Annotated in this window: 18 protein-coding genes; 9 read left to right on the top strand and 9 right to left on the bottom strand. The window is 62.4% G+C overall.

Annotated features, from left to right (window positions below; translation table 11 throughout):
* Window positions 1-111: 111 nt before the first annotated feature.
* On the bottom strand, window positions 112-1,776 hold the full coding sequence (locus HJC00_RS28820) for an electron transfer flavoprotein-ubiquinone oxidoreductase (protein WP_221147746.1): 1,665 nt from the start codon (window positions 1,774-1,776) through the stop codon (window positions 112-114).
* Window positions 1,777-2,018: 242 nt separating this feature from the next.
* On the opposite strand from HJC00_RS28820, the gene HJC00_RS28815 reads away from it, so the two are divergent.
* The gene (locus tag HJC00_RS28815; RefSeq protein WP_221165020.1) at window positions 2,019-2,807 is read left to right on the top strand and encodes an SDR family oxidoreductase; all 789 of its coding nucleotides are present in this window, start codon (window positions 2,019-2,021) and stop codon (window positions 2,805-2,807) included.
* Window positions 2,808-2,813: 6 nt separating this feature from the next.
* On the opposite strand, the gene HJC00_RS28810 is transcribed toward HJC00_RS28815, so the two are convergent.
* Entirely contained in the window at window positions 2,814-3,680 is an 867-nt protein-coding gene (locus HJC00_RS28810; RefSeq protein WP_221165019.1) for a phosphotransferase family protein, read from the bottom strand.
* A 273-nt stretch (window positions 3,681-3,953) separates the two neighbouring features.
* Between HJC00_RS28810 and HJC00_RS28805 the strand changes: the two genes are divergently transcribed.
* From HJC00_RS28805 to HJC00_RS28780, 6 genes are all read left to right on the top strand, one after another.
* Window positions 3,954-5,273, top strand: a complete 1,320-nt coding sequence (locus HJC00_RS28805; RefSeq protein WP_210628558.1) for an efflux RND transporter periplasmic adaptor subunit — start codon at window positions 3,954-3,956, stop codon at window positions 5,271-5,273.
* The gene (locus HJC00_RS28800) at window positions 5,270-8,392 is read left to right on the top strand and encodes an efflux RND transporter permease subunit (RefSeq protein WP_221156489.1); all 3,123 of its coding nucleotides are present in this window, start codon (window positions 5,270-5,272) and stop codon (window positions 8,390-8,392) included. Before HJC00_RS28805 ends, HJC00_RS28800 begins: the two co-directional genes overlap by 4 nt.
* Window positions 8,393-8,598: 206 nt before the next feature.
* Window positions 8,599-9,891 carry an Hsp70 family protein gene (locus HJC00_RS28795; protein ID WP_221165018.1) on the top strand — a complete coding sequence of 431 codons (1,293 nt, stop codon included), beginning with the start codon at window positions 8,599-8,601 and terminating at the stop codon, window positions 9,889-9,891.
* Between the two features lie 68 nt (window positions 9,892-9,959).
* Window positions 9,960-10,853 (top strand): uracil-DNA glycosylase family protein, encoded by an 894-nt coding sequence (locus HJC00_RS28790; RefSeq protein WP_210628561.1) that lies wholly within the window; start codon window positions 9,960-9,962, stop codon window positions 10,851-10,853.
* A gap of 132 nt (window positions 10,854-10,985) precedes the next feature.
* Window positions 10,986-11,177 carry a hypothetical protein gene (locus HJC00_RS28785; RefSeq protein ID WP_168294200.1) on the top strand — a complete coding sequence of 64 codons (192 nt, stop codon included), beginning with the start codon at window positions 10,986-10,988 and terminating at the stop codon, window positions 11,175-11,177.
* 91 nt (window positions 11,178-11,268) lie between these two features.
* Window positions 11,269-11,415 carry a hypothetical protein gene (locus tag HJC00_RS28780; RefSeq protein ID WP_210628562.1) on the top strand — a complete coding sequence of 49 codons (147 nt, stop codon included), beginning with the start codon at window positions 11,269-11,271 and terminating at the stop codon, window positions 11,413-11,415.
* On the opposite strand, the gene HJC00_RS28775 is transcribed toward HJC00_RS28780, so the two are convergent.
* Window positions 11,395-12,288, bottom strand: coding sequence for a hypothetical protein (locus tag HJC00_RS28775; protein ID WP_221165017.1), 894 nt, complete (start codon window positions 12,286-12,288; stop codon window positions 11,395-11,397). The genes HJC00_RS28780 and HJC00_RS28775 overlap by 21 nt on opposite strands.
* A 230-nt stretch (window positions 12,289-12,518) precedes the next feature.
* The gene (locus HJC00_RS28770; protein ID WP_210628564.1) at window positions 12,519-13,457 is read right to left on the bottom strand and encodes a DMT family transporter; all 939 of its coding nucleotides are present in this window, start codon (window positions 13,455-13,457) and stop codon (window positions 12,519-12,521) included.
* A gap of 415 nt (window positions 13,458-13,872) precedes the next feature.
* Between HJC00_RS28770 and pepN the strand changes: the two genes are divergently transcribed.
* Window positions 13,873-16,521: an aminopeptidase N gene (gene pepN, locus HJC00_RS28765; protein WP_221165016.1), complete on the top strand. Its 2,649-nt coding sequence runs from the start codon at window positions 13,873-13,875 to the stop codon at window positions 16,519-16,521.
* A 191-nt stretch (window positions 16,522-16,712) separates the two neighbouring features.
* Complete coding sequence (locus HJC00_RS28760) at window positions 16,713-19,016, top strand: PAS domain-containing sensor histidine kinase (RefSeq protein ID WP_210628566.1); 2,304 nt, start codon at window positions 16,713-16,715, stop codon at window positions 19,014-19,016.
* Here HJC00_RS28760 and HJC00_RS28755 read toward each other — a convergent pair.
* From HJC00_RS28755 to HJC00_RS28735, 5 genes are all read right to left on the bottom strand, one after another.
* Entirely contained in the window at window positions 19,013-21,970 is a 2,958-nt protein-coding gene (locus HJC00_RS28755; RefSeq protein WP_221124542.1) for a bifunctional [glutamine synthetase] adenylyltransferase/[glutamine synthetase]-adenylyl-L-tyrosine phosphorylase, read from the bottom strand. The two genes, HJC00_RS28760 and HJC00_RS28755, sit on opposite strands and share 4 nt — an antisense overlap.
* 130 nt (window positions 21,971-22,100) lie before the next feature.
* Entirely contained in the window at window positions 22,101-23,513 is a 1,413-nt protein-coding gene (locus tag HJC00_RS28750; RefSeq protein WP_210628568.1) for a HAMP domain-containing sensor histidine kinase, read from the bottom strand.
* On the bottom strand, window positions 23,510-24,265 hold the full coding sequence (locus HJC00_RS28745) for a response regulator transcription factor (protein WP_405047691.1): 756 nt from the start codon (window positions 24,263-24,265) through the stop codon (window positions 23,510-23,512). Before HJC00_RS28745 ends, HJC00_RS28750 begins: the two co-directional genes overlap by 4 nt.
* A 67-nt stretch (window positions 24,266-24,332) precedes the next feature.
* Window positions 24,333-25,925, bottom strand: a complete 1,593-nt coding sequence (locus HJC00_RS28740) for a Do family serine endopeptidase (protein ID WP_210628569.1) — start codon at window positions 25,923-25,925, stop codon at window positions 24,333-24,335.
* Between the two features lie 178 nt (window positions 25,926-26,103).
* Entirely contained in the window at window positions 26,104-26,565 is a 462-nt protein-coding gene (locus HJC00_RS28735; RefSeq protein ID WP_221165015.1) for a cytochrome c-type biogenesis protein, read from the bottom strand.
* Window positions 26,566-26,691 lie beyond the last annotated feature (126 nt).

Below are 26,691 nucleotides of genomic sequence, written 5' to 3'. Positions count from 1 at the left end.
GATGTCGCAAGCTAAGGAATTTATGGTTAACGAACGGCTAACAGCAGCCGCCGAAAGGCGATCACGAAGACGTCAGCGGTCGAAACAACCGCCGATGTCCGGCGCTCCACCTCACATATTCGGATAGACTGGCCCCTCGCCGCCCTGCGGCGGCACCCAGTTGATGTTCTGGTTGGGGTCCTTGATGTCGCAGGTCTTGCAGTGCACGCAGTTCTGGGCGTTGATGACGAAGGTCTTGTCGCCATCCTTCTCCACCCATTCGTAAACGCCGGCCGGACAGTAGCGGGTCGACGGGCCGGCATAGACGCCGAGTTCGGAGCTCTTCTGCAGCCCCATGTCCTTGACCTGCAGATGCACCGGCTGGTCTTCCTCGTGATTGGTGTTCGACAGGAACACCGACGACAGGCGGTCGAAGGTCAGGACGCCATCCGGCTTGGGATAGGCGATCGGCTGGTGATTGGCGGCCGGCTCCAGCGACTGCGCATCGGTCTTGCCGTGACCAAGCGTACCGAAGAAGGAAAATCCGAACAGCGTGTTGGTCCACATGTCGAGGCCGCCAAGTGCCACGCCAATCGCGGTGCCGAACTTCGACCACAGCGGCTTGACGTTGCGCACCCGCTTCAGATCCTTGCCGATGTCGCCTTTGCGCCATTCATTCTCGATCTCGACAACCTCGTCGTGGCTGCGGCCGGATGCGATCGCCGCCGCCACCCTCTCGGCCGCCAGCATGCCCGACAGCACCGCATTATGGCTGCCCTTGATGCGCGGCACGTTGACGAGGCCGGCCGAACAGCCGATCAGCGCGCCGCCGGGGAAGGAAAGCTTCGGCACCGACTGATAACCGCCCTCGGTGATCGCACGCGCCCCATAGGACAGCCGCTTGCCGCCCTCGAAGGTTCCCCGGATCGCCGGATGCGTCTTGAAGCGCTGGAACTCCTCGAAGGGATAGAGATAGGGGTTTTTGTAATTGAGGTGGACGACGAAGCCGACCGCCACCAGATTGTCTTCGAGGTGGTAGAGGAAGGAACCGCCGCCGGTCTTCATGCCGAGCGGCCAGCCGAAGGAGTGCTGCACCAGGCCCCGCCTGTGATTCTCGGGCTTCACCTGCCAGAGCTCCTTGATGCCGATGCCGAATTTCTGCGGCTCGCGATCCTTCTGCAGATCGAACCTGGCGATCAGCTGCTTGGCGAGCGAACCGCGCACGCCTTCACCGATCAGCGTATATTTGCCGCGCAGCTCCATGCCGCGGGTGTAGTTCGGGCCGGGCTCGCCGTTCTTCTCGATGCCCATGTCGCCGGTGGCGACGCCGATAACCCCACCCTTGTCGTCATAGAGCACTTCGGTTGCGGCAAAGCCCGGATAGATCTCGACGCCGAGCTCCTCCGCCTTGCCGGCCAGCCAGCGACAGACGTTGCCGAGCGACACGATGTAGTTGCCGTGATTGTTCATCAAGGGCGGCATCAACACATTCGGCAGACGGATCGAGCCGGCCGGGCCGAGCACCAGGAAGTGATCTGCGGTCACCTCGGTCTTGAAGGGATGATCGGCTTCCTCGCGCCAGCCGGGCAGCAGCCGGTCGATGCCGACGGGATCGACGACGGCGCCGGACAGGATATGGGCGCCGACCTCCGCGCCCTTTTCCAAGACCACGACCGACAGTTCCGGATCGACCTGCTTCAGCCGGATCGCCGCCGCCAGACCGGCAGGACCGGCGCCGACGATCACAACGTCGAATTCCATGCTCTCGCGTTCGGGCAGCTCAGTCGTCTCGGTCATTCATTCGTCTCCGCTCGGCCAGTGGCCATCATCCCATGGCCACTGTCTTGTCAAAACCGCGACGCATTGTCGAGCCGGGATGCGACAGCCAATCCTCAATTCGCACAAAGACATTTCTGCCGATACGAGAGTTACAATAACGCTTACGTTAACGTCAATTGCGAAACCAGCGAGACCCAACCCTCCCTTTCCTTTTTCGTCGCCCGCGCCTTATACATCCCTCGAAGACATCGGAGAAGATCATGGATCTCGGTATCAAGGGAAAACGGGCGCTCGTTCTCGCCTCCTCGCGCGGGCTTGGCCTCGGCATCGCCGCGGCACTCGCGCGCGAAGGCGCAAACGTGCTGTTGTGCGGGCGCAGTGGCGAACAGCTGGAGGCCAATTGCGCGGCGATCAACAGCGAAGGCAATGGCCGGGCCGACTGGATCTGGGCTGATCTTGGCGACGAGCGCTTTGTCGAGACGGCAACGACGGCGGTGAAGGAGAAGTTCGGCGGCCTCGACATCCTCGTCAACAATACCGGCGGACCAACGCCCGGCACGACCGAAGAGATGACGGCCGAAAAGCTCGAAACCTATTTCCTCTCCATGGTCGCGCGGGTGATCACGCTCACCAACGCGCTGCTGCCTGATATGAAGGCGCAAGGCTGGGGCCGCATCCTGACGGTCGCCTCATCAGGCGTGATCGAACCGATCCCCAACCTGGCCCTGTCGAACACGCTGCGCCCGGCGCTTGCCGGCTGGAGCAAGACGCTTGCCTCCGAAGTGGCGAGCTTCGGCATCACCACCAACCTGCTTCTGCCGGGCAGCATCTTGACGAGGCGGCTCGACGATCTTGACGGCGCCGCGGCAAAGCGGACGGGCAAAAGCCTCGAGGAAATTCGCGCCGACAAGGAGGCGCGCATTCCCGTCGGCCGCTATGGCAGGGTCGAGGAATTTGCCGCAACGGCCGCCTTCCTGTGCAGCCAGCCCGCAAGCTACATTACCGGCTCGCTGATCCGCTGCGACGGCGGCGCGGCACGGTCCGTCTAGAGCCGCTCAGGCCGCACGGGCCGCCGCGGCGGTCCGGATCATCTGTTCGACATTGGCCGGATCGTCGGCGAGTTCGGCGAGTTCGGAAAGCCGATGGAAGCCGGTCAGGATCGCAATACGCCGTCGGTCGAGCCTGCGTCCGGTCAGGAATTCATAGGCCGAGACGATGCGCGCGGTCAGATCGGGCGAGATGAAGTTTGAATAGATGAACTCCTGGTGCAATGGACCAAAACCTGAATCGGCGAAATCGTAAATGCCGTTGAGCCTACCCTGCCGATAGTCGAAGGCCATATTCCAGCCGTGACCGTCGAAGAAACCGTAGATGTTGCCGTAGGGATCCGGCGGCAAGGCTTCGAAATCCGAAACAACGGTCTCGGCAAAGCCTTTGATATCAGCCGGCAGCACCGGCAAAGCCTTCGTTCGAACCGCCTCTGGCGATTGCCATGGCTGGATCGCTCCGGCGCCGGCCGCCCGCACGCGATCGGCATCGAGCGCGTGCAGTTCGGCGTAGAAACGCGAGAGATCCTCCGCCAGGCGCTGGCGGTCGCCCTGCCCGAGCGCATCGTAATCTTCGGCAATGAGATGTTGCCCCTCGAGCTTGGCATGGCTGGAGAAGATCGGCGGCCCGTCGTGAATGCGCATGTCGGGCACCGCCATTGACAGCGACGGTCGAACGATATCGAGCAAGGCGGCTTCCTTCACGAGCGCTCTTTCGGCGCCGATATGGCGGGGAAACTTGAAAATCAGCGTGTCGTCGACGTCGACCGCCATCGAATCCCAGCCCTTTGCCGCGAGCTTGAAAACGGAGCCCGTCAGTTCAGGAAACACGCTTGTGATGAGGGTGCGAAATTCGCTGACGTTCAACTCTGTCATGACGACCTGCCTTTTCTGTTTCCCTGTTCCTTGGGTGCAGGCGAGCAGCATCGGCCCGTCGGGAACTGTCGGCGTGCAGCCGCCGAAGCCGCGCCAAGTGGCACCCGGACTATATTAGTACAATTTGAATATTACGGAACATTCATTACAAAAATTTAAGCCGTTATAACCACTTAGTGATCGCGACACGGGAATTATGTCCTTTTTGCGCCGCAATATAAGCTGCTCAATCAAGCATAAATTCGCACCCTTGCTCAAACCCCGGTCTCGCCCATGAAGAAATTTTGGATCACCGTCAGTTTTGTCGCAATCGCCGCGGTCGGCGTTTGGCAATTCGGGAATCTGGTCCCCTATGCCGCGCACATTCCCTACCTCTCGCAGCTCATCAAGCAGCCGGCCGGCGGCAATGGCGGCAGGCAGGCACAGGGCGATCAGACGCAGACCAATCAGGCGCCGACCGACCAGGCCGAGAATGGCGGGCAACACCAGGGTGGCGGGCGCAGACGCGGCGGCGGTCCGACCGTCGTCAAGACAGTCGCTGCGGTGAAAACGACGCTGCCGACGGATGTCACCGCGTCCGGCTGGGCCGATGCCGACGACAATACGACCATGGCCGCACAGGAACAGGGCCTGATCGTCAGCATCAATGCGCAGGATGGAGCCACCGTCAAAGCCGGCGATCTGATCGCCAAGCTCGACGACCGGACGGCGAAGGCGGCGGTCGACAAGGACAATGCGATGATCGTCCGGGATACGGCAACGCTTTCGGAAGCGGAGACGGCCCTGGTTCGCGCACAGGACCTGTTCGACCAGAAGGCCGGCACCCAGCAGAGCCTCGACCAGGCAAGAGCTGCCCGCGACACCGCCACGGCCACAGTCGAGGCTGACAAGGCCACCCTCGCCTCGGATCAAATCATCCTCGAGAATACGGATATCCGGGCGCCCTTCGACGGCCGGCTCGGCGATATTGCCGTCAGCAAGGGCGCCTTCCTCAATGCCGGCTCGGCAATCGTCACCATCGCGAAATACGACCCGATCTATGTGAAATTCCACCTGCAGGAGCGCTATTTGCGCGCCCTGAAGAAGGCGCTGGCAGTCGGTCCGGTTGAAGTCAGCACGGTTCCCGCCTCCGCCAAGGGGCAAGTCCGCAAGGGCGAAATCAGCTTCTACGACAACACGGTCGATACCGCCTCCGGCACGATCTTGGCCAAGGCACAGTTCGAGAATGCCTCCGGTGCGCTCTGGCCCGGCCAATCGGTCAACATCGTCGTGCACTTCAACAACGACGAACAGCAGGTTGTGGTGCCGACGGTTGCCGTCAGTCCCGGCCCCGACGGGTTCTTCGCCTTTGTCACCAAAGACGGCAAATCACATCTGACACCGGTCACCGTCGCCCGCGCCAATGGCGGCTTCACTGCCATCGAATCCGGGCTTCAGGCAGGCGACCATGTCGTGGTCGAAGGCCAGGGTCAGCTCAGCGACCAGCAGACGATCAACGAGCAGTTCGACGACAAGACGCTTGACGTCGCGTCTGCCGAAGCGACTCGGCAACCGCAGCAGTCCGAGACGATCGCGGTGGGAGCGCAGCAATGATCCCGAATTTCTGTATCCAGCGCCCCGTCGCGACGACGCTGCTTGCCATCGGCGTCATTCTGGCCGGTCTTGCCGGCTACCGGCTCGTGCCGGTTGCAGCCCTGCCGCAGGTCGATTTTCCGACGATCAACGTGTCGGCGCAGCTGAGCGGCGCCTCGCCGCAGACGATGGCAACCTCCGTTGCCACGCCGCTGATCAAGCAGTTCGAGACCATTCCCGGGATCAGCGAAATCAGCGCCTCGAGCTCGCTCGGCAGCACCAGCATCGTGCTGCAGTTCGATCTCAACCGCGATATCGATGCGGCCGCTGCCGACGTGCAGGCGGCGATCTCACACGCGACCCGGCAGCTGCCCGACAACCTGACGACACCACCGAGCTATCGCAAGACCAACCCCGCCGATGCGCCTGTGATGCTGCTTTCCGTGCAGAGCAACACCATGCCCCGCAGCAAGCTCGATGAGATCGCCGAGGACATCATCTCGCCATCGCTTTCGACGCTGCCCGGCGTTGCCCAGGTGAGCGTCTATGGGGCGCAGACCTACGCCGTGCGCGTCGAAGTCGACCCCAACAAGCTGCTCACCCGCGGCATCGGCATCGATACCGTCAACAAGGCGCTTGCTGCCGCCAACAGCCAGCAGCCTGTCGGCACGCTGCAGAATAATTCGCAGAGCATGACCATCACCGCGAACACGCAGCGCACCAATGCCGAACAATTCCGATCGCTCGTCATTGCCAATCCGAACGGTGCGCCGATCCATCTCGGCGACGTCGCCGATGTGCAGGATGGGGTCGAGAACCAGTATACCGGCAGCTGGTATGATGGCCAGCGCGGCATCATCCTCGCCATTCAGCGTCAGCCCGATGCCAACACGGTCGATGTCGTCGATGCGATCAACGCCAAGCTGCCGCAACTGCACGCCGAAATTCCGTCTTCGATGACGACCGTGGTCATGAACGACGCTGCAAAACCAATTCGCGCCGCCATCGCCGATGTGAAGTTCACGCTGTTCCTGACCATCGGCCTCGTGGTTTTCGTCATCTACCTCTTCACCGGCCATGCGACGGCGACGATCATTCCGGGGCTTGCCGTTCCGCTGTCGCTGATCTCGACCTTCGGGATGATGTATGTGCTCGGCTACAGCATCGACAATATCTCGCTGCTGGGGCTGACGCTCGCGGTGGGTCTGGTGGTGGACGATGCGATCGTCATGCTCGAAAACATCCTGCGTCACGTCGAAGAAGGCATGCCGGTGCGCGAAGCGGCGATCAAGGGGGCGGGCGAAGTCAGCTACACCATCATTTCCATGTCGGTTTCGCTGATCGCCGTCTTCATCCCGATTCTCTTGATGGGCGGCGTCGTCGGCCGCGTGTTCAACGAATTCGGCATGGTGGTCGCCATCGCCATCATCTCGTCGGCGATCGTCTCGCTGACGGTGACGCCGATGCTCGGCTCGCGTCTTTCCAACAATCACAGCCGGCCGCCGCTCCTCATTCGCCTCTTCGATGCCGGCTTCGAGCGGACGCTCAACGGCTACGACAGGGCAGTCGGCTGGTGCCTTCGCCATCGTCTGACGATCCTCGGCGTGTTCCTGGGCTCGGTGGCGCTGACGGTCTATTTCTTCATGACGCTGCCGACGAGCTTCTTCCCGCAGGAGGATATCGGCCGCCTGTCGATCAGCACGCAGGCCCGGCAGGACATTTCCTATTCCGCCATGGAGGCGCTGCAGCAGCAGGCGGCAGCCGCCGTCAAGGCGAACCCGGCGGTCAACCACGTGATGTCGACGATCGGCGGCAATCCAAACAGACCGCAGAACAATGGCTCGATGTTCGTCGAACTCAAGGACAAGAAGGAGCGCCCGCCGCTTGATCAGACATTGCGTGAGCTGCGCACTGCGATCAACAAGATCCCCGGATTGCAGGCCTTCGTGACGCCGAACCAGAGCCTGCGCTTCGGCGGCCGCCAGACCGCCAGCCAATATCAGCTGGTCATTCAGGCGCTGAGCGCCGACCAGACCAACCTCTGGGCCGGCAAGATCCAGGCGGCGATGCGTGTTGACCGCGGGCTGTTTACCGATGTGACATCGGATGCCCAGAACAACGCCCTGCAAGCCAATATCGTCATCGATACCGAGCGGGCGGCGGCCTATGGGATTGACAACGATACGCTGCGCACGACGCTGCAGGAGTCCTTCAGCGGATATGCAGCGGCGGAGATCCAGTCGACCGGCGACAGCTACGACGTCATCGTCGAATACGACACCAGCAAACCCTGGGACGACCAGAAGCTGTCGGAGATTCGCATCGCCTCGTCCAATGGCAGTCTGGTGCCGCTTTCGAACTTCGCGCACGTGCAGCGCACCACCGGCCCCGTCACGATCAACCAGACGGGCCAGCTCGTCTCGACCACCGTTTCCTTCAACCTGCCGGAAGGGGTTTCGCTCAGCGACGCGACGGCAGCGATCGACCAGATCAAGAAGGAGATCGGCCTGCCGGCCGATGTCTTCACCTCCTATGGCGGCACGGCCGAGATCTTCGCACAGTCGCAAGGCAATACGCCGTATCTGATCCTGGCGGCGGTGCTGACCATCTATGTCGTGCTCGGCGTCCTCTATGAAAGCTTCATCCATCCGCTGACCATCCTGTCCGGCCTGCCCGCGGCGGCGTTCGGTGCGCTGCTGGCGCTTGACATCATGGGGTTCGACCTGTCGATCATCGCCCTCATCGGCTTGTTGATGTTGATCGGCATTGTCAAGAAAAACGCGATCATGATGATCGACGTGGCGGTTGAGACCATGCGCACGACGGGGGAAAAGGCGACGGCGGCGATCCACGAGGCCTGCGTACGACGCTTCCGGCCGATCATGATGACGACGTTCTGCGCCCTGCTCGGCGCCCTGCCGATCGCGCTCGGCACCGGCGCCAGCTCGGAGCTGCGCCAGCCGCTCGGCATCGCCGTGGTCGGCGGCCTCGTCGTATCGCAGCTGCTGACGCTGTTCATCACCCCCGTCATCTTCGTCGAGATGGACCGGTTCGGAAACTTCCTCGGCCGGTTGGTGGGCGGTCGTAAGAGGGTCGAGGAACCAGTGCTGCAGGAGACAAGGGCGCTGGCCGCCGAGTAAGGCGTTCTCGCGATGCCGGGCCTTGCTGGTCCGCTTCCTGCCGCCGATCGGCGAAGAAGCGGACATGGCAGAGCGCCTCGATCTTCAATCCACTTGAATGTGTCACGCCCCTGTGGCATCAACCGCCCTCCTTGATCCGGGCGTCCTTACGCCCTTGCGGAGCGCTGCTCCGTCTCCAACAACAATCGGCATGAAGAGGTGCGGGCATGGCTCAGGCGCTGGGTTTCGACTTCGGCACGACGAATACGGTTCTCGCCATGGCGGATGGCGGAGCAACGGGCTCGATGACGTTCACAAGCGCGGCCGGGACGGCCGACAGCATGCGGACGGCACTTTCCTTCATGAAGGACGCCCAGCTCGGCGCCTCGGCGCTGAAGGTGGAGGCGGGCCATGCGGCGATCCGGCAATTCATCGACAATCCCGGCGAATGCCGGTTCCTGCAGTCGATCAAGACCTTTGCGGCAAGCGCGCTGTTCCAGGGCACGCTGATCTTCGCCAAGCGGCACAATTTCGAGGACCTGATGGAGGTCTTCGTGCGGCGCCTTCGCAACTATGCCGGCGACAGCTGGCCCTCGGATGTCAGCCGCATCGTCACCGGCCGTCCGGTGCATTTCGCCGGCGCCAGCCCCGATCCGGCGCTCGCGACCGAACGCTACAACGAGGCGCTGTCGCGTTTCGGCTTTCCCGAAATCCACTATGTCTACGAACCGGTCGCCGCCGCCTTCTATTTCGCGCAGAACCTGAAGCAGGATGCGACGGTGCTGGTCGCCGATTTCGGCGGCGGCACGACCGATTATTCGCTAATCCGCTTCGAAACCGTCGCCGGAAGGCTGACGGCAACGCCGATCGGCCATTCCGGTGTCGGCGTCGCCGGCGATCATTTCGATTATCGAATGATCGACAACATTGTCGCACCGCTGATCGGAAAGGGCAGCCACTTCAAGAGCTTCGACAAGATTCTCGAGGTGCCGTCCAACTACTATTCCAGCTTCGGCCGCTGGAACCAGCTGTCGATCTTCAAGACCACGCGCGAATTCGAGGATCTGAAGAAACTGGTGCGCACCAGCCTGGAGCCGGAAAAGCTCGAAATTTTCATCGACCTCATCGACCATGACGAAGGCTATCCACTCTACCAGGCGGTGTCGGCGACGAAGATGGCGCTCTCGGCTGCCGACGAGGCGCCTTTCGACTTCGCGCCGCTTGGCCGCGGCGGACAGCGCAGCGTCAAGCGCCGCGACTTCGAAGGCTGGATCGCCGAGGATCTCGCCCGCATCGAAGGCGCACTCGACGAGGTGCTCGTCAAGACCGAGACGAAGCCTGCTGACATCGACAAGGTATTCCTGACCGGCGGCACCTCCTTCGTGCCGGCGGTGCGCCGCATCTTCACCGAGCGGTTTGAGCGTGACCGGATCGAAAGCGGCGGCGAGCTGTTGTCGATCGCCCACGGACTGGCGCTGATCGGCGAACGCAACGACATCGCACAATGGACTGTGCAATAAAGTCGGCGAGCGCGGCCAATGTGCCGCCCGCCCTTTCAATGCCACGATCTCTTCGCTAGATTTGCCGCATGATCTCCGCCAACGATCTTTCGCCCGCCGAGCTTGCAGCGCTTCTGCATTTCCATGCGGATGCCGGCGTGGAATGGCTGCTGGAAGAAGAGGCGGTCGACCGCTTCGCCGAATTCGAGGCGATGAAGTCCGCGCGCCGTCCGGCGGCGCAGGCGCAGCAGGAAAGGCCCATTGCTGAGGAACGTCCTCTCCCTGGGCATCGCCAGACATCGCCTCGTCCGACTGCAGCGGCGCATCCAGCGCAGGTCTCCGGGCCGCAGCCGGCGATCCCGGACGGCGAGGCCGTGCAGCAGGCGCGTTTCGTCGCCGAAGCTGCTCGGTCGCTCAGCGAGTTGAAGACCGCGATCGAAGCCTTCAACGGTTGCAATCTCAAGCACAGCGCCCGCTCGACCATTTTTGCCAGCGGCGACGCCGAAAGCGGCATCATGGTGATCGGCTCGGCGCCGAGCGCCGAAGACGACCGTGAAGGCCTGCCCTTCTCGGGTAAGTCCGGCCAGTTGTTCGACAAGATGCTGGCGGCGATCGGGCTGAACCGCTCGAGCGTTCTGCTGACGCAGGTCATCCCCTGGCGCCCGCCGGGCAACCGGGCGGCATCGGCGGCCGAGATCGACATCTGCCGGCCCTTCATCGAACGACAGATCGCGCTCATCGAACCGCAGGCGATTCTGCTGCTCGGCAATTTCGCGGCGCGATTCTTCTTCGGGGAAAACGACACGATTCACGGCCTGCGGGGCCGCTGGAAGGACATCGTCATCGCGGATCGTGCCATTCCGGCCATCGCCAGCCTGCATCCCCAGGATCTGTTAACCGCGCCAGTCAACAAGCGGCTGGCCTGGAACGATCTTCTCGCTTTTCAGGCGAAACTCATTTCCCTCTCCTTGCTCAGAAATTAGCCGAAGTTGAATAATTTATGAAGCGCGCCATGCATTTTTCGCATGGCTGCACCGCGTCAGCATGCCTTGCAGAATCTATGTTGCACTGCAATATAAGCCTGTGTCTTGGGAGGAATCACAGGAACCAAGGCCATGAACAAAAGATATCGTCCTATCCATTCCGGGTTTGAAACCCTTCGCCTTGCCGGCGACCAGCTTCGCTCCACACATGGCTACAGCCGCTTCGGCTTCGCCACGAACGAACAGATGATTGCCCGCGGCACCGGCATCAACAGCCGCACGGCGCGCCCGAACGCCATTTTCTCGGACTTCCAGCAATACTGAGCGCAATCGCTACAGGCCGCATCTCTCCAGACGAGCGGTTCGTGCTGTAGCACTCTGAATTTGCTGCATTTTCATGTCAGAATCATCCACCATGTCAACGATCCTGCTATCGCTTCTGCGCAACATCGAAACATTCGAGCATATCCGCGCCGCGGTCTGCGCCGCGCGCGAATATGAGCGCGAGCTGTCGCTAAAGCCAGCCGATGCCGCCTCGGGCTCAGGAGCGATCGTGTTGTGATCCCTCCGTCGGCGCGTCGATCTGGGCCTTCGCCCATTCGAAGGCCTCGTCGACATAGGCGAACTTGACGGCCTGCCAGGCGCAATATTCTTCGACGAAATCCCGCGATATCCAAAGGCGCGTCTTGCGCGGCTCGTCGAGCCAGCCGACGCAGCCGCGCTGCGCCGCCTTTGCCAAGAGCCGCTGCAGGTGCGTGCGCGACATCATGAAATCGGCGGCGAGCGCGCGGGTTTCGACGCGGCCGACGAGAAACCTGTCGGACTCGGTGTTCTCCGCATCCATCCGGCTTATGAAGTTGTCGACGACGAGGCCGCCCGCTTCCGTCCAGAGAAACTGCGCCACCCGCTCCGGCGGCTCCCGCCAGGCGGCATCTTCCAGGCAATGGCGGGCAATGCGCGGCTGAACGAGCTTCATCAATGCTGGATTTGCCTGGAAAAAGGCCGCCCTTTCGCCGCTGTCGAGCAGGTCGAGGGCGGCCAGATTGGCGTGGATCCAGCCAAACATCGCCTGGTGGCTGACATTGGCCGGTTCGAAATGTCGTGGCCGGCGCCGCTCGTCACCAGGCGTGTGGGTGATGAAGCGGTAGGTATAAAGTTCTTCGATGAAGGCGAGCACGGTGTTACGGCTCGCCACCTTGTGTGCGGTGATGCGGCCGGTCAGCCGAACGGCGGTGAAACCCGACGTCGGGTCGCGCTGATCATATTCCAGGTGGAGGGCATAGGCGGTCTGAGTCAGGAGCCAGCGCTGATGGGAGGCGAGCAGTCGCGCCAGACGTGGACCGGCGTCGAACATGCCGCGCGTCTGCCCAGCCAGAAAGCGGATGCTCATCAAAAAGGAGCAGTTCCCCGCCAATTGCTCCGCCGTGAACGCCATTATGCTTTTCTCCATCTCCGCTCGCACACAGCGTTCGGAGCAGTAATATCAAAAGCCGTAAAGCGGCTCATTCAGACATGCATAGCGTTGAATAAATGATAGTTTCTCATGTTCAACAACCACATTCCGCAGGTCGACGCCATCCCAAGAATTCGCCATTCTTTTCGCTCACCGGAAGCAAGCCTCGCGCGATGTCGATCGACGCGCTGAAATCTTGCCGGCCGTGAGCCTCAGGCTTGCGGCGTCGTCGCCTTGCGCGCCTCGCGCTGTTCGATGCCCAGCTGATGCTCGCGATAGATGATGAAGATACCGGCGGCAACGACGATGACGGTACCGATCAGCATGGTGACAGTTGGCACGTCGCCGAAGACGAAGTAGCCGACGATACCGCCGAGCAGGATCGAGGTATATTCGAACGGCGCGATGGTGGAGACATCCGCGTGGCGGTAGCTTTCCGTCAGCAGAATCTGAGCGACGCCGCCGCAAAAGCCGGCAGCGATCAGATAAAGCGCCGACGGCCATGGCAGGACGAGCCAGCCGAAAGGAAGGGAAGCCAGCGAGAAGACCGACGCGGTAAGCGAAAAATACAGCACGATCGTCGCGGTCTTCTCCTCCTCGACGAGACGACGCACCTGGATCATCGCCATGCCGCCGAGAACGGCCGAGAGCAGCACGCAAAGCGCGCCGAGGGCCTGTTCGGCTTGCATGCCGCCGTCACGCAACAGCGTCAGCTTCGGCCAGGAGACGATGGCGACGCCAACAATGCCGACGAGGACGGCGCTCCAGCGATAGATGCGCACGGTTTCGCCGAGAAAAACCGCGGCGAAGACAACGGCGACGAGCGGCAAGGCGTAGCCGAGCGCGATCGCCTCCGGCAGCGGCAGATGCAGCAGGCCGTAAAAACCAAAAGCCATCGACAGGATGCCGATCGTGCCCCGCTTCAGGTGGCCGACCGGGTTGGCCGTGTGGAAGGCCGCGCGTAGCTGGCCGATATAGGCGAGATAGGCCATGATCGGGAAGAGCGCGAAGAAGGACCTGCAGAAGGTGACCTGGCCCGGCGGGATATCCGGGCCGGCCAGCTTGATGAAGGTCTGCATGGCCAGGAAGACCACGACCGATGAGACTTTCAGCGCAATGCCTCTCATCGGGTTTCTGAAAACCGAGTGCATGATCCTGGCTCTGATGCTGACTTAACAGGAACGGGGAGACGCGTCCGACTCGGGGACGCGGCGAGTGACGTCTGTCATCGTAGCTAAAGAAAATCGAGTTGGGCGAAAATTTATCGCTTTTCGCATCCAATCCGGCCGGTCAGGCGAAATACCACCAAGCGAATTGCGGCGGCCTGGACTGGCCGCATCGTGCAGCCGACGCAGAGCGGCGCTGCGGCGCTCGATCCGGTATAGCGTTTCGGCCGACAGCCACGTTCATCCGCTTCCGATAGATATTTTGCCTGCGAACTTCGCGTTCGCGGGCAATTTGCTTTAACTTTAGTTCAGACTTTAATGTAATCATGCCCGGCAATTTAGGCAGAGTGCGCCCGCCTCTGTATCCGCGGTTGTCAAATAACGGTCTTCAGGAAACACCATGCGAACAGATAACGGCCAGGTCATTCACCTGGCAGATTACCGTCCCACCGACTTCGTGCTGGAACGCGTGGACCTGACATTCGAACTTGATCCGACGGAGACGAAGGTCGAAGCGCGTCTCATCTTTCATCGTCGTCCGGGCGCCGACATTGCGGCGCCGATCGTGCTCGACGGCGACGAGCTGACACTGGCGGGGCTGCTGTTCGACCAGGTGGAGCTTGACCCTTCACGTTATGACGCGACGCCGGAAAGCCTGACGGTCCGCGACCTGCCGGAGAGCGCTCCCTTCGAGCTGACGATCACCACGATCATCAATCCTGAAGCCAATACCCAGCTGATGGGCCTCTATCGCACCGGCGGCATCTACTGCACGCAGTGCGAGGCGGAAGGCTTCCGCCGCATCACCTATTTCCCCGACCGGCCCGACGTGCTTGCACCGTTCACGGTCAACATCATCGCCGACAAGGACGCCAACCCGTTGCTGCTGTCGAACGGCAACTTTCTCGGCGGCGCCGGCTACGGCCCCGGCAAGCATTTCGCCGCCTGGTTCGACCCGCATCCGAAGCCAAGCTATCTCTTCGCCCTCGTTGCCGGCGATCTCGGCGTCGTCGAAGACACCTTCACCACCATGTCCGGCCGCGAAGTGGTGCTGAAGATCTATGTCGAACACGGCAAGGAGTCCCGCGCAGCTTATGCGATGGATGCGCTGAAGCGCTCGATGAAGTGGGACGAAGAGCGGTTCGGGCGCGAATATGATCTCGACATCTTCATGATCGTCGCTGTCTCCGACTTCAACATGGGGGCAATGGAGAACAAGGGTCTCAACGTCTTCAACGACAGATATGTCCTTGCCGATCCCGAGACCGCGACCGATGCCGACTACGCCAATATCGAAGCGGTCATCGCGCATGAATATTTCCACAACTGGACCGGCAACCGCATCACCTGCCGCGACTGGTTCCAGCTGTGCCTCAAGGAAGGCCTGACGGTCTATCGCGACCAGGAATTTTCCTCCGACCAGCGCTCGCGCCCGGTCAAGCGCATCGCCGATGTGCGTCACCTGAAATCCGAGCAGTTTCCGGAGGATGGCGGCCCGCTCGCCCATCCGGTGCGGCCGACGACGTATCGCGAGATCAACAATTTCTACACGCGGACGGTCTACGAGAAAGGCAGCGAAGTCACGCGGATGATCGCGACGCTCATCGGCAGGGACGATTTCAAGAAGGGCATGGACCTCTATTTCAACCGCCATGACGGCCAAGCCGTGACGATCGAGGACTTCGTCAAATGCTTCGAGGATGCAAGCGGGCGCGACCTCACGCAATTCTCGCTCTGGTACCATCAGGCCGGCACGCCGCTGGTCACCGCATCGGGCGGCTATGATCCGGCGGCCGGCACCTTCACCCTGTCGCTCGAACAGATGGTCCCGGCGACACCCGGCCATTCGAGCAAGGAACCGATGCATATTCCGCTTAGCCTCGCGCTCTTCGGCGAAAACGGCGGCAAGATCGAGCCGAACTCCGTCAGCGGCGCCGAATATGCCGACGAGGTGCTGCACCTGACCGGCCGCACGCAGACGGCGGTATTCCATGGCATCGGCTCGCGCCCGGTCGTCTCGATCAACCGCAGCTTCTCGGCGCCAATCAACCTGCATTTCGATCAAAGCCCGGCCGATCTTGCTCGCCTCGCCCGGTATGAGACGGATCATTTCGCCCGCTGGCAGGCGCTGACCGACCTGGCGCTGCCGAACCTTCTCAAGGCCGCCCGCGACGCGCGTGAGGGCAAGCCCGTCGCCTGCGAGGCGACCTTCGTCGAGACGCTGATTGCGGCTGCCGCCGACGAGAGCCTCGAGCCCGCCTTCCGCGCCCAGGCGCTGGCACTGCCGAGCGAATCCGATATTGCCCGCGAACTCGGCGGCAACATCGATCCCGATGCCATCCATGCCGGCCGGCAGGCGATCCTGAAACAGATCGCCGATGCCGGAAAGAACGTCTTTGCCGGCCTCTACGCCGCAATGACAACATCAAACGATTTCAGCCCGGATGCAAAAAGCGCCGGCCTGCGCGCGCTGCGCAACAGCGCCCTCACCTATCTCACCTATGCCGAGCAGACGCCGGCTCGCGCCAAGGCCGCCTTCGACGCGGCCAACAATATGACCGATCTCAGCCATGCGCTGACGCTTCTCGTTCATCATTTTCCCGAGAGTGCGGAGACGGGTGAGGCGCTGGCCACCTTCCGCGACCGCTTCGCAGAAAACGCGCTCGTCATCGACAAATGGTTCTCCATTCAGGCCGGCATTCCAGGCGCCAAGACCCTGGAACGGGTGCGTGCCCTCATGGAGAATTCGCTCTTCAGGCGGACCAATCCGAACAGGATGCGGGCACTGGTCGGGACTTTCGCCTTTGCCAATCCGACCGGCTTCGGCCGTGCCGACGGCGAAGGCTATCGTTTTCTCGCCGGCGAGATTCTTGAAATCGACGAACGCAACCCGCAGCTTGCCGCCCGCATTCTGACATCGATGCGCTCCTGGCGCTCGCTGGAGCCAACACGTGCCGATCATGCCCGCGCCGCATTGAGCAGGATCGAACAGGCGCCCAACCTTTCCACTGACGTGCGCGACATTGTGGAGCGCACGCTTAAGGGGTGATTTGCCGAACCGGCGGCCGCGCAGGATGCTGACGGCCAGCCGGCCGGCTGATTAGAATAGCGCAAAAATACAGAAATTTAAATAGTTAACGGTTTTTTACCTTTGCCTCTGGACAAGGCGAATCACCCGTGATTCTCTAGGTCAGGTTCGGGCGAGCGGCGCGCGAATCACACGAGGGACAAGGCGAAGAGATGATGGACGTGCGGCGGGCAACCGTGGCCGGAGGACGGCTGCGTGTCGATTTTGACGGGCTGAAAGCCTGGCGAAACAGCCTTTCGGGTCACGCGACATCGGAACCGCTCCTTCGTCATCTGCCGAAGGCGGAGCTCATCCTGAAGCGCACCATTCCGGCGCTGATCATCGCCTTCCTCTCCGTCGTCGCCGCCTCGCATTTCTTCGGCATGGCGAGCGAGTATGCCCGACTTGAGGCTTCCGCCCGCCATGCCACAGCACTCTCGGCGTCAACAGCCTCGGCCGTGTTTGCCGATGCGGCCCAGATTTTCGACAGCGGCGATATCGGCCAGGCGCAGACCCGCCTCACCAAGTACCTGCCGCAGGACCGACTGGACAGCGGTGCTTTCGTGCTGCTGGTGCAGGCCAGCGGCAAGGTTTTCGCCGCAACGACCGCCGGGCTCTCGCATGTCGGCAGCAATGTCGGCGATTTCTTCCCGGAGGTATCGGCGATCCGGCGTTTCGGCGATCGTGCCGGCGTCATCGAAACTACGATTGGCGGCGTGCCGCACTATGCTGAGATCACTTTGATGGGCAATGCCGGCGGCTATATCGTCGCCGCCACCTCGCTCGAGGAGATCAGCCAGGTCTGGCGCGAGGAGCTGGCGCTCAACGTCACGCTGTTTGCCGGCATATCCTCGATCCTGCTCGTTATCCTCTACGCCTATTACACTCAGGTGAAACGCGCCCGCGATGCCGACGACATCTTCCTGGAGTCGAATCTGCGCGTCGAGACGGCGCTGTCGCGTGGCCGCTGCGGCCTCTGGGATTTCGATTTCGAGAACCGCGAATTCTTCTGGTCGCGCTCGATGTATGACATGCTCGGCCTGCCGGGATCCGATAAGACGATGGGCTTCGGCGAGGCCGCGCGGCTCATGCATCCGGATGACGGCGGGCTCTACGAGATCGCACGCGCCATCGCCAACGGACATTCCGGCCAGGTCGACCAGATCTTCCGCATGCGCCACGCCGGCGGCCACTATGTCTGGATGCGCGCCCGCGCCCAGGTGATCCGCAGCAATTCCGGCCGCATGCACTTGATCGGCATCGCCATGGACGTGACTGAACAGCATCGGCTCGCCCAGCGCTATGCGGAAGCCGACCAGCGGCTCGCCGACGCCATCGAATGCACCTCCGAAGCCTTCGTGCTGTGGGACAAGAACGACCGGCTCGTCATGTGCAACACCCATTTCCAGCAGGCCTATGGTCTGCCGGACAACGTGCTGGTACCCGGCACCGAGCGCTCCATCGTCAACGCAGCCGCCGCCCGCCCCGTCATCGAGCGGCGGGTCGCCGATGCCGACGGCTCGGGGCGCACGACGGAAGTGCAGCTTGCCGACGAGCGCTGGCTGCAGATCAATGAACGACGTACCCGCGACGGTGGCAGGGTCTCGGTCGGCACCGATATCACGCTGATGAAACGTCATCAGGAGCGGCTGCGCGAATCCGAACGCCGGCTGATGGCGACAATCGGCGATCTCTCCGCCTCGCGTCAGACGCTGGAGCTTCAGAAGGCCGAGCTATCGACGGCCAACGCCAATTACCAGGCGGAGAAGGAGCGCGCCGAAGCCGCCAACAAGGCGAAGTCGGAATTCCTCGCCAATATGTCGCATGAGCTGCGCACCCCGCTCAACGCGATCCTCGGCTTCTCCGAGATCCTGCAGAACCAGATGTTCGGGCCGCTCGGCTCGCTGAAATACGACGAATATGCCCGCGATATCCATGACAGCGGCAAACATCTGCTCAACGTCATCAATGACATTCTCGACATGTCGAAGATCGAGGCCGGCCACTTGAAGCTGCACTGCGAGCGCATCGACCTCGTGCCGCTGATCGAAGAAAGCCTGCGTTTCACCGCCATTCCGGCCGCCGAAAAGAACATCGTCATCGAACAGCGCATCTCGTCGGGCCTGACGCTGACGGCCGACCGCCGGGCGATGAAACAGGTGCTGCTCAACCTGCTCTCCAATGCGGTGAAGTTCACCGACAATGGCGGCCGCATCGCGGTGCGCACGCGCCGCGTCGACGGCGCCGTCTTCGTCACCATCGCCGACACCGGCATCGGCATTCCCCGTTCAGCGCTCTCAAAGATCGGCCAGCCGTTCGAACAGGTGCAGAGCCAATACGCCAAGAGCAAGGGCGGCTCCGGCCTCGGGCTTGCCATCTCGCGCTCGCTGACCTCGCTGCACGGTGGCCGCATGAAGATCCGCTCCCGCGAGGCGGTGGGCACAGTGATCTCGCTGCGTATTCCGGATGATGTCTAAGCTTTCACGGTTTTGACGAATATCTTTCTCACTGCTTTCGAAAGCCGCTTCACCTCTCCCTCAAGGGTTCTGATGTCAGGGCAGTCGCCGGCACGGCAGACGAGCTCGATGAGGCCGGCAGGCGCGTCATTCGGGTCGAACTCGCTCTCGATGCAGAGTCGGATCAGCTGTGAAAGACTGGTGTAGAGCGCAAAGGCTTCCAGGCATGTGTCGAGATCGGCCGCCGACATCAGCCGGTCGCCGAGCAGCTTAAGAGCCTCGCCGGTGCTCTTGCCGTTCACGGCAATCCCGACGCCCCTCGTTGGCGCGATCAACGCCAGGTACTGGGCAATGAATTCGAGATCGATGACGCCGCCGGGGATCTGCTTCAAGTCCCAGAGACCGGATGGCGGCTTTTCCTTGTCGATCAGTTCGCGCATCTCGGCAACGTCATGCGCCACCTTGGCGATGTCGCGATCCGAAGTCAGCACCTCGCGGATAATATGTTCCGCCTCGGCAATCAGGCTTTCATCGCCCGAAATCAGGCGGGCGCGGCTGAGCGCCATATGCTCCCAGGTCCAGGCCTCCTGGCGCTGGTACTTGCCGAAGGCATTGATGCGGGTGGCGACCGGGCCCTTGTTGCCGGACGGGCGCAGCCGCATGTCGACCTCGTAAAGCACGCCCTCGGCGGTCGGCGCCGACAAGGCGGCGATCAATCGCTGGGTAATGCGAGTGAAATAACGCGTCGCATCGAGCGGCTTCCGCCCATCGGATTCGGAAGCCGCGTCGTCATAATCATAGAGCAGGATCAGATCGATGTCGGAACCTGCCGTCAGCTCGAAGCTGCCGAGCTTGCCCATGCCTGAGATGGCGATGCGGCCGCCGGGATAATCGCCATGCGCAGCCCGCATCTCGCTCGTCACGGCATCGAGTGCGGCCGCGACGATGAGATCGGCGAGATGGGTGAAGGCGCGAGCGGCCATTGCGCCATTGATTGCGCCGGTGAGCAGGCGGATGCCGATCAGGAAGCGCTGTTCGGCGGCGAAGATGCGCAGCCGGTCGAGCACTTCCTCATAGTGGCGGGCCTGGGCAAGAGAGCCCTTCAGGCGTTCGCCGAGATAGTCGCGTGTCGGCAGCTCCGCCATCAGGCCTGGATCGAGCATGCCGTCGAAGACATGCGGCTTGGCGGCGATCACCTCGGCCAGCCGGGGCGCCGAGGACATAATGTTGACGATCAGCGACAGGAGCGCCGGATTGCTGCCGAGCAGCGAAAAGAGCTGGATGCCGGCCGGAAGACCCGAGATGAAGCTGTCGAAGCGCAGCAGCGCCTCATCGGCACGCTTGCTTTCGCCGAAGACGCGAAGGAGTTCGGGCCCCAACTCCGTCAGTCTTTCGCGCGCCTCCACCGATTGCGTCGCGCGATAGCGGCCGTAATGCCAGGTGCGGATGACGCGGGAAATGTCGGATGGCCTGGTGAAGCCAAGCTTCTTCAGCGTCTCCAGCGTATCCGGGTCGTCGCCCTGGCCGGTGAAGACGAGGTTTCCGGTTTCGGTGGAAAGCCTGGTCTCCTGCTCAAACAGGCGGGCATAGCGACGCTCGACCGTCTTCAGCACGCCGACCAGCCTTTCGGAGAAGCTCGGCGTGTCGGTAAAGCCCATCATGAAGGCGATGCGCTTCAAGTCGGCATCGGTCTCCGGCAGAAGATGCGTCTGCTCGTCGCGCACCATCTGGATGCGATGCTCGACATCACGCAGGAACCAATAGGCCTCCGTCAGTTCGTCGCGCGTCTGCGCATCGATCCATTTCGCCTTGGTGAGTTCACCGAGTGTCTCCTCCGTCGACCGGCCGCGCAGCGCCGGCATGCGGCCGCCGGCGATCAGCTGCTGCGTCTGGACGAAGAATTCGATCTCACGGATGCCGCCGCGGCCGAGCTTGACATTATGGCCCTTGACCGCGATCGCGCCGTGACCCTTATGCGCGTGGATCTGCCGCTTGATCGAATGGATATCTGATATCGCCGCGTAGTCGAGATATTTGCGGAAGACAAAAGGCGACAGGCCGCGCAGGAATTCCGCGCCGGCCGCAAGGTCTCCGGCCACGGCGCGCGCCTTGATGAAGGCCGCCCGCTCCCAGTTCTGGCCCCTGCCCTCATAATAGATCATCGCCGCGTCGACCGGGATCGCCAGCGGCGTCGAGCCGGGATCCGGACGCAGTCTCAGATCGGTGCGGAAGACATAGCCGTCCGCCGTGCGCTCCTGCAGGATGCGCACCAGCCGGCGCATCATCCTGGGAAAGATCTCGATCGCATCATCCGGGTCGGGCACGATGCCGGCCTGTTCGTCGAAGAAAACGACGAGATCGATATCGGAGGAATAGTTGAGTTCGGACGCGCCGAGCTTGCCCATGCCGAGAACGATCAGGCCAGAGCCCTCACTTGGTTTCGCCGGATCGCGCAGCCTGAGCTTCCCGCCCTCATGCGCCGTGAGCAGCAGATGGTCGATCGCGGCTGCGACCGAGGCTTCGGCAAGCGCGCTCAGCCAGGCCGTTGTCGTCCGGCTGTCGAAGATGCGCGAGAGATCGGCGAGTGCAACGAGGAAAGCGGCCTTGCGCTTGACGATGCGCAGCCTGGTCATCACCATGGATTCCACCGGCGCCGCTCCCTCGCCATCCGGCCGCCATGAGCTTCGCGCCTCGGCGATCAGCGCCTCGATCTGCGGCTCCAGCGGTTTGCTGATGGCGCCGGCGAGGACGGCCGGATCGAGATTGACGATTTCGCGCAGGTAGGGTGACAGCGTCAGCACGGCGGCGACGAAATCGCGCAAAGGCCCCTCCGTCTTCAGCATTGCGGCCACCGTGGGCTCGCTTTTGCTCGCCTCCTGAAGATCGGCCAGCGCCAGCTTCAGCTCCGTCTGGCTCAGCGGACGCAGCAGCCCTTCGGCGACATCCTTCAGGCCATGCGTCGATTTCGTCAGCATGCGCTCTCCCTGGCTCTGCAAAAAAAGAGGTGATTACCTGGAATCGCGGTCGTCGCCTTCGTTCCGGGTTAACTTAGGGTCCCGGCGGAAAACCGCCAATACGCGATTCAGCCTATCGCAATTCGGGACTTCAGGCAGCCTTGGCCGGGAAGATCATGCTGACGGTCAATCCGCGCTGTTCCGGCTTGTCGGGATCAGTGTCGGAGAGTTCCAGCCGACCGTTATGCAGCTCCATGACGGCTTCCACCAGAGAAAGCCCGAGCCCTGTACCCGGCTTTGAACGACTCTCGTCGAGGCGAACGAAGCGCTTCACCACGTCGTCGCGTCTGTCGGCCGGAACGCCCGGCCCGTGGTCAGACACCGACAAGCAGATGCCGTCCGGGCGGCGGGCAAGCTTCAGCGACACCACACCTGCTCCTTCCGTATCGGAGGAATATTTGATCGCATTGTCGAGCAGGTTGAAGATCGCCTGGCCGATCAGCTCGCGATTGCCCTGTACCTCGACACCGGGCTCGACGCTGGCGCTGAGGCCGAGCCCGGCTTCCTCGGCCGCCGGTTCGTAAAGCTCGGCGCTGTCGGAGACAATGGCCGAAAGCTCGACCGGCGACATTTCCGCCGCGACCGATCCGGCCTCGACGCGGGAGATCATCAGCAGGGCGTTGAAGGTGCGGATCAGTTGATCCGATTCGGAAATGATGCCTTCCAGCGCCGCACGCCGTGTGTCGCCATCTGTCATATCGAGCGCATCGGCGGCCTTGTTGCGCAGCCGCGTCAAGGGGGTCTTCAGATCATGGGCAATGTTGTCGGAGACCTGCCGCAGGCCTTCATTGAGCTTCTCTATGCGTTCGAGCATGGTGTTCAACGACATAGACAGGCGGTCGAATTCGTCGCCGGATCCGCCGACCGGCAAGCGCTGCGACAGATCGCCCGCCATGATCTTCTTGCTCGCATCCGACATGCGGTCGATGCGTTTCAGCGCATTGCGGCCGATGCCGAACCAGATGATGATCGCACCGAGCCCCATGATCGCCAAAGCCACCATCAGTGCCTGGCGCACCAGCAGGCGGAAACGCTCGGGATCGCCGAGATCGCGGCCGACGAGAATTCTCAAGCCGTTGTCGAGCACGAAAATGTTGGCGATCGCCTTGTGCCGGCGCTCGACACCGCCGCCGTCCGTATAACGCTGATAGGAGAAGGGAGCCGAGGTCCAGCCGACCTCCTCGAAGACACCGGGCTGCACCGATGCGACATTGCCGGCGAGAATATCGCCCGAGGGACCGGCAATGATGTAGAGATTGGCCCCGGGCTGACGGGCACGCCGTTCCATCGTGCGCAGCAGAAGGTTCATGCCGCCTGTATCGTAGGCGCGCTGCACCTGCTCCACCTCCTGCCGGACGGCGTCGCGGATCTGGCCTGTCAGCAGCCGTTCCGACATCGCCGTCACATAGAAGACGAGCGTCGCGGCGCAGATGGCGAAGAGCAGAATGTAGAGTGCCGAAAGGCGGACTGCAGTGGACTTGAAGAGAACCCTGAAGCGGCTCATCCCTCATCCTTGATCATGTACCCCGCGCCCCGAATGGTTTTGAGGAGCGGCTGGCTGAAGTCCTTCTCAATTTTCGAGCGCAGGCGCGAGACGTGGACGTCGATGACATTTGTCTGCGGGTCGAAATGATAGTCCCAGACGTTTTCGAGCAGCATGGTGCGGGTCACCACCTGACCGGCATTCTTCATCAGATATTCGAGCAGGCGGAACTCACGCGGCTGCAGCGGGATTTCCTTGCCGCCGCGGCGCACCTCGTGAGAGAGCCGGTCGAGTTCGAGATCGCCGACGCGATAGACGACGTCCTGCTCCGGCGTGCCCTTGCGGCGGCCGAGCACTTCGACGCGCGCCAGCAACTCGCTGAAAGCGTAGGGCTTCGGCAGGTAATCGTCGCCGCCGGCACGAAGGCCGGTCACGCGGTCATCGACCTGGCCGAGCGCCGAGAGGATGAGGACCGGCGTGTGAATGCCCTTGCGACGCAACTCGCTGATGACCGAAAGTCCGTCTCGGCGCGGCAGCATGCGGTCGATGACGATGACGTCGTAGGTGTTCTCCGACCCCATGAACAAGCCGGCTTCGCCGTCGCTGGCGTGATCGGCGACGATGCCCGCCTCGCGAAAGGCTTTCGTGAGGTAAGCCGCGGCTTCGAGATCATCTTCGATGATGAGAATCTTCATGCGGCCGACATTACCCACCGGCTGGGTTTCGGCAAGGCTCAAAGCATCCTGCTGCGGGGCAGCGCTCATCACGATCATCCTTGAAAGGTCAGAAGAAACGAGCCGCGCGGACCTCGGTCCGGACGGCTCCGGTTTTCTTTGCGGATCAGCCCTGGCCGTTGATCGGAAGCGCGACGAAACGGCTTCCTTCACTGGACTGGATCTGGAACAACGCGCGGGTGCGGCCGTCCTTCTTGGCCTGGTTCAGCACCTTGACGACATCGGCGGCGGTGGAGACCTCCTGATTGTTGACGGAGGTGATCTTTTCGCCTTCCTTGATGCCTTTGTCGGCGGCATCGGAGTCGGGATCGATGCCGGTGATCGCCAAGCCCTTGCCGTCATCGGAGGGGCCAACCGTCAGACCGAGATCGGCAAGCGCCTTCTCGGAAGCCGGTGCCTCAGGCTGCTGCGGCTGATTGTTGTTGTCATCGGCATTGGCATCCTTCTGATCGGCCGGCAGCGTGCCGAGTTCGACCGTGAGCGACTGGGCCTTGCCGGCGCGCCAGACCGAAAGCTCGGCCTTGCTGCCCGGCTGCATCGCACCAATGCGGCGGCTGAGATCACGGGCATCCTTGATCGTTTCGCCATTGAGCGCCGTGACGACGTCACCGGCCTTCATGCCGGCCTTGTCACCCGGCGATCCGGGCTGCGGGGCGACAACGAGAGCGCCGCTCGGCTCGGAAAGTCCGATTGACTCGGCGATATCCTTGGTCACCGGCTGGATCTGGACGCCCAGCCAGCCGCGGGAAACCTGGCCATCCTTCATCAGATCAGCAACGACGTCCCTTGCGGTCGAGGCCGGAATGGCGAAGGCGATGCCGACGCTGCCGCCCGAGGGCGAGAAGATCGCCGTGTTGATGCCGACGACTTCGCCGTTGAGGTTGAAGGTCGGGCCGCCGGAGTTGCCGCGGTTCACGGCCGCATCCACCTGCAGGTAATCGTCATAAGGACCGGAACCGATATCGCGGCCGCGGGCCGAGACGATGCCGGCCGTGACGGTGCCGCCGAGGCCGAAGGGGTTGCCGACGGCGACGACCCAGTCGCCGACGCGGACATTGTTGTCGTCGGCCCAGTTGACATAGGTGAACTTCTTGCCCTTGCCGTCGACCTTCAGCACGGCGAGATCGGTGCGCGGATCCTTGCCGATCAGCTTGGCGTCGAGTTCGGTGCCGTCATTCATGACGGCGACGAAGGCCTGACCATCGGAAACGACGTGGTTGTTGGTGACGATGTAGCCGTCCTCGGAGATGAAGAAGCCGGAGCCTTGAGCGACCGGACGCAGACGGCCCTTGCCGCCGGGACCATTCGGGCCGCCCGGACCGTTCTGGCCGAAGCGCCGCTGGTGGCCGCCCTGCTGGTCGTTCGGATCCTGGCCGAACTGACGGAACAAGCGCTTCAGCGGGTGATCGTCGGGCAGATCGTCGAAGCCGCGGCCGTTGAAATCGAAGGCGAAGCCGTCATTGTCGGCGACGGGATTGACGCGGTTTTCGACGCGAACGGAGACGACGGCGGGCGAAACGGCATCGACGACATTGGCGAAGCTCGGCACGGCAGGCGCCTGAACCTTGACAGCTTCAGCGTAAGACCGGGTGATTTCGAGCGGAACGCCGGTTGCGAGCACAGCGGCTGCGATACCGGCGACGGTAGAAGCCTTGAGCACAGTGGCGAGGGACGGACGTCCGTTGAAATTCTTCAGCATTGGAGCACCTTCTCTTGTTCTTAGACCTTCAGACCGGCGACGCCGGATCAGTCGATGACTTAAGATATAGGACGCGGCACCTTACTGCGAACTGTCCGGCCAATGAAAAGTTGGTAATGTTTGTGATCTCTGCTTGCGCGAATCCGAGCCATCGCGACGAAGGATCGCTAGTCAGACGTTACTTATCCAAAAGCTCGCTCAGCCGCGCCTGCTCTTCCGGCGTCAGTTTGCTTCCAGTCGGCCGGCCTCTCCTCTTGCGCGCAAAGACGAGCAGCGACACGCCGCCGGCAAGGATCAGCAGCACCGGGGCGCCCCAGAGCAACACCGTCCTCATGCTGAACCGCGGCTTCAGTAGCACGAACTCGCCGTAGCGTGAGACGATGTAGTTGAGCACCGCCTCATCGCTGTCGCCGTTCCTGATGCGCTCACGCACCAACAAGCGAAGATCCTTGGCGAGCTCGGCATTGGAATCGTCGATCGACTGGTTCTGGCAGACCATGCAGCGCAGTTCGGCCGATAGCGCCCGGGCGCGAGCCTCCAGCGCCGGATCGGCCAGCACCTCGTCGGGATTGACGGCGAAGGCGGAAACGGGTGCGAAGAACACGAACACGGCGACGAGGAGACGGGAGAGACGCATCATTCCGCCGGCTCCATGGCAGGCGCGGCCGGTTTGGCCTTGACCTTTCTCCGCGGGGCGCCGACGCGCAGGCGCCGATCACTCAGCGAGACGAGGCCGCCTGCGGCCATGATCAAGGCCCCGCCCCAG

This window comes from Rhizobium sp. NLR22b (genome assembly GCF_019685295.1).
Classification (GTDB): Bacteria; Pseudomonadota; Alphaproteobacteria; order Rhizobiales; family Rhizobiaceae; genus Rhizobium.
The sequence above is the reverse complement of the archived record's forward strand: the minus strand, read 5'-3'. Positions and strand labels throughout refer to the sequence as shown.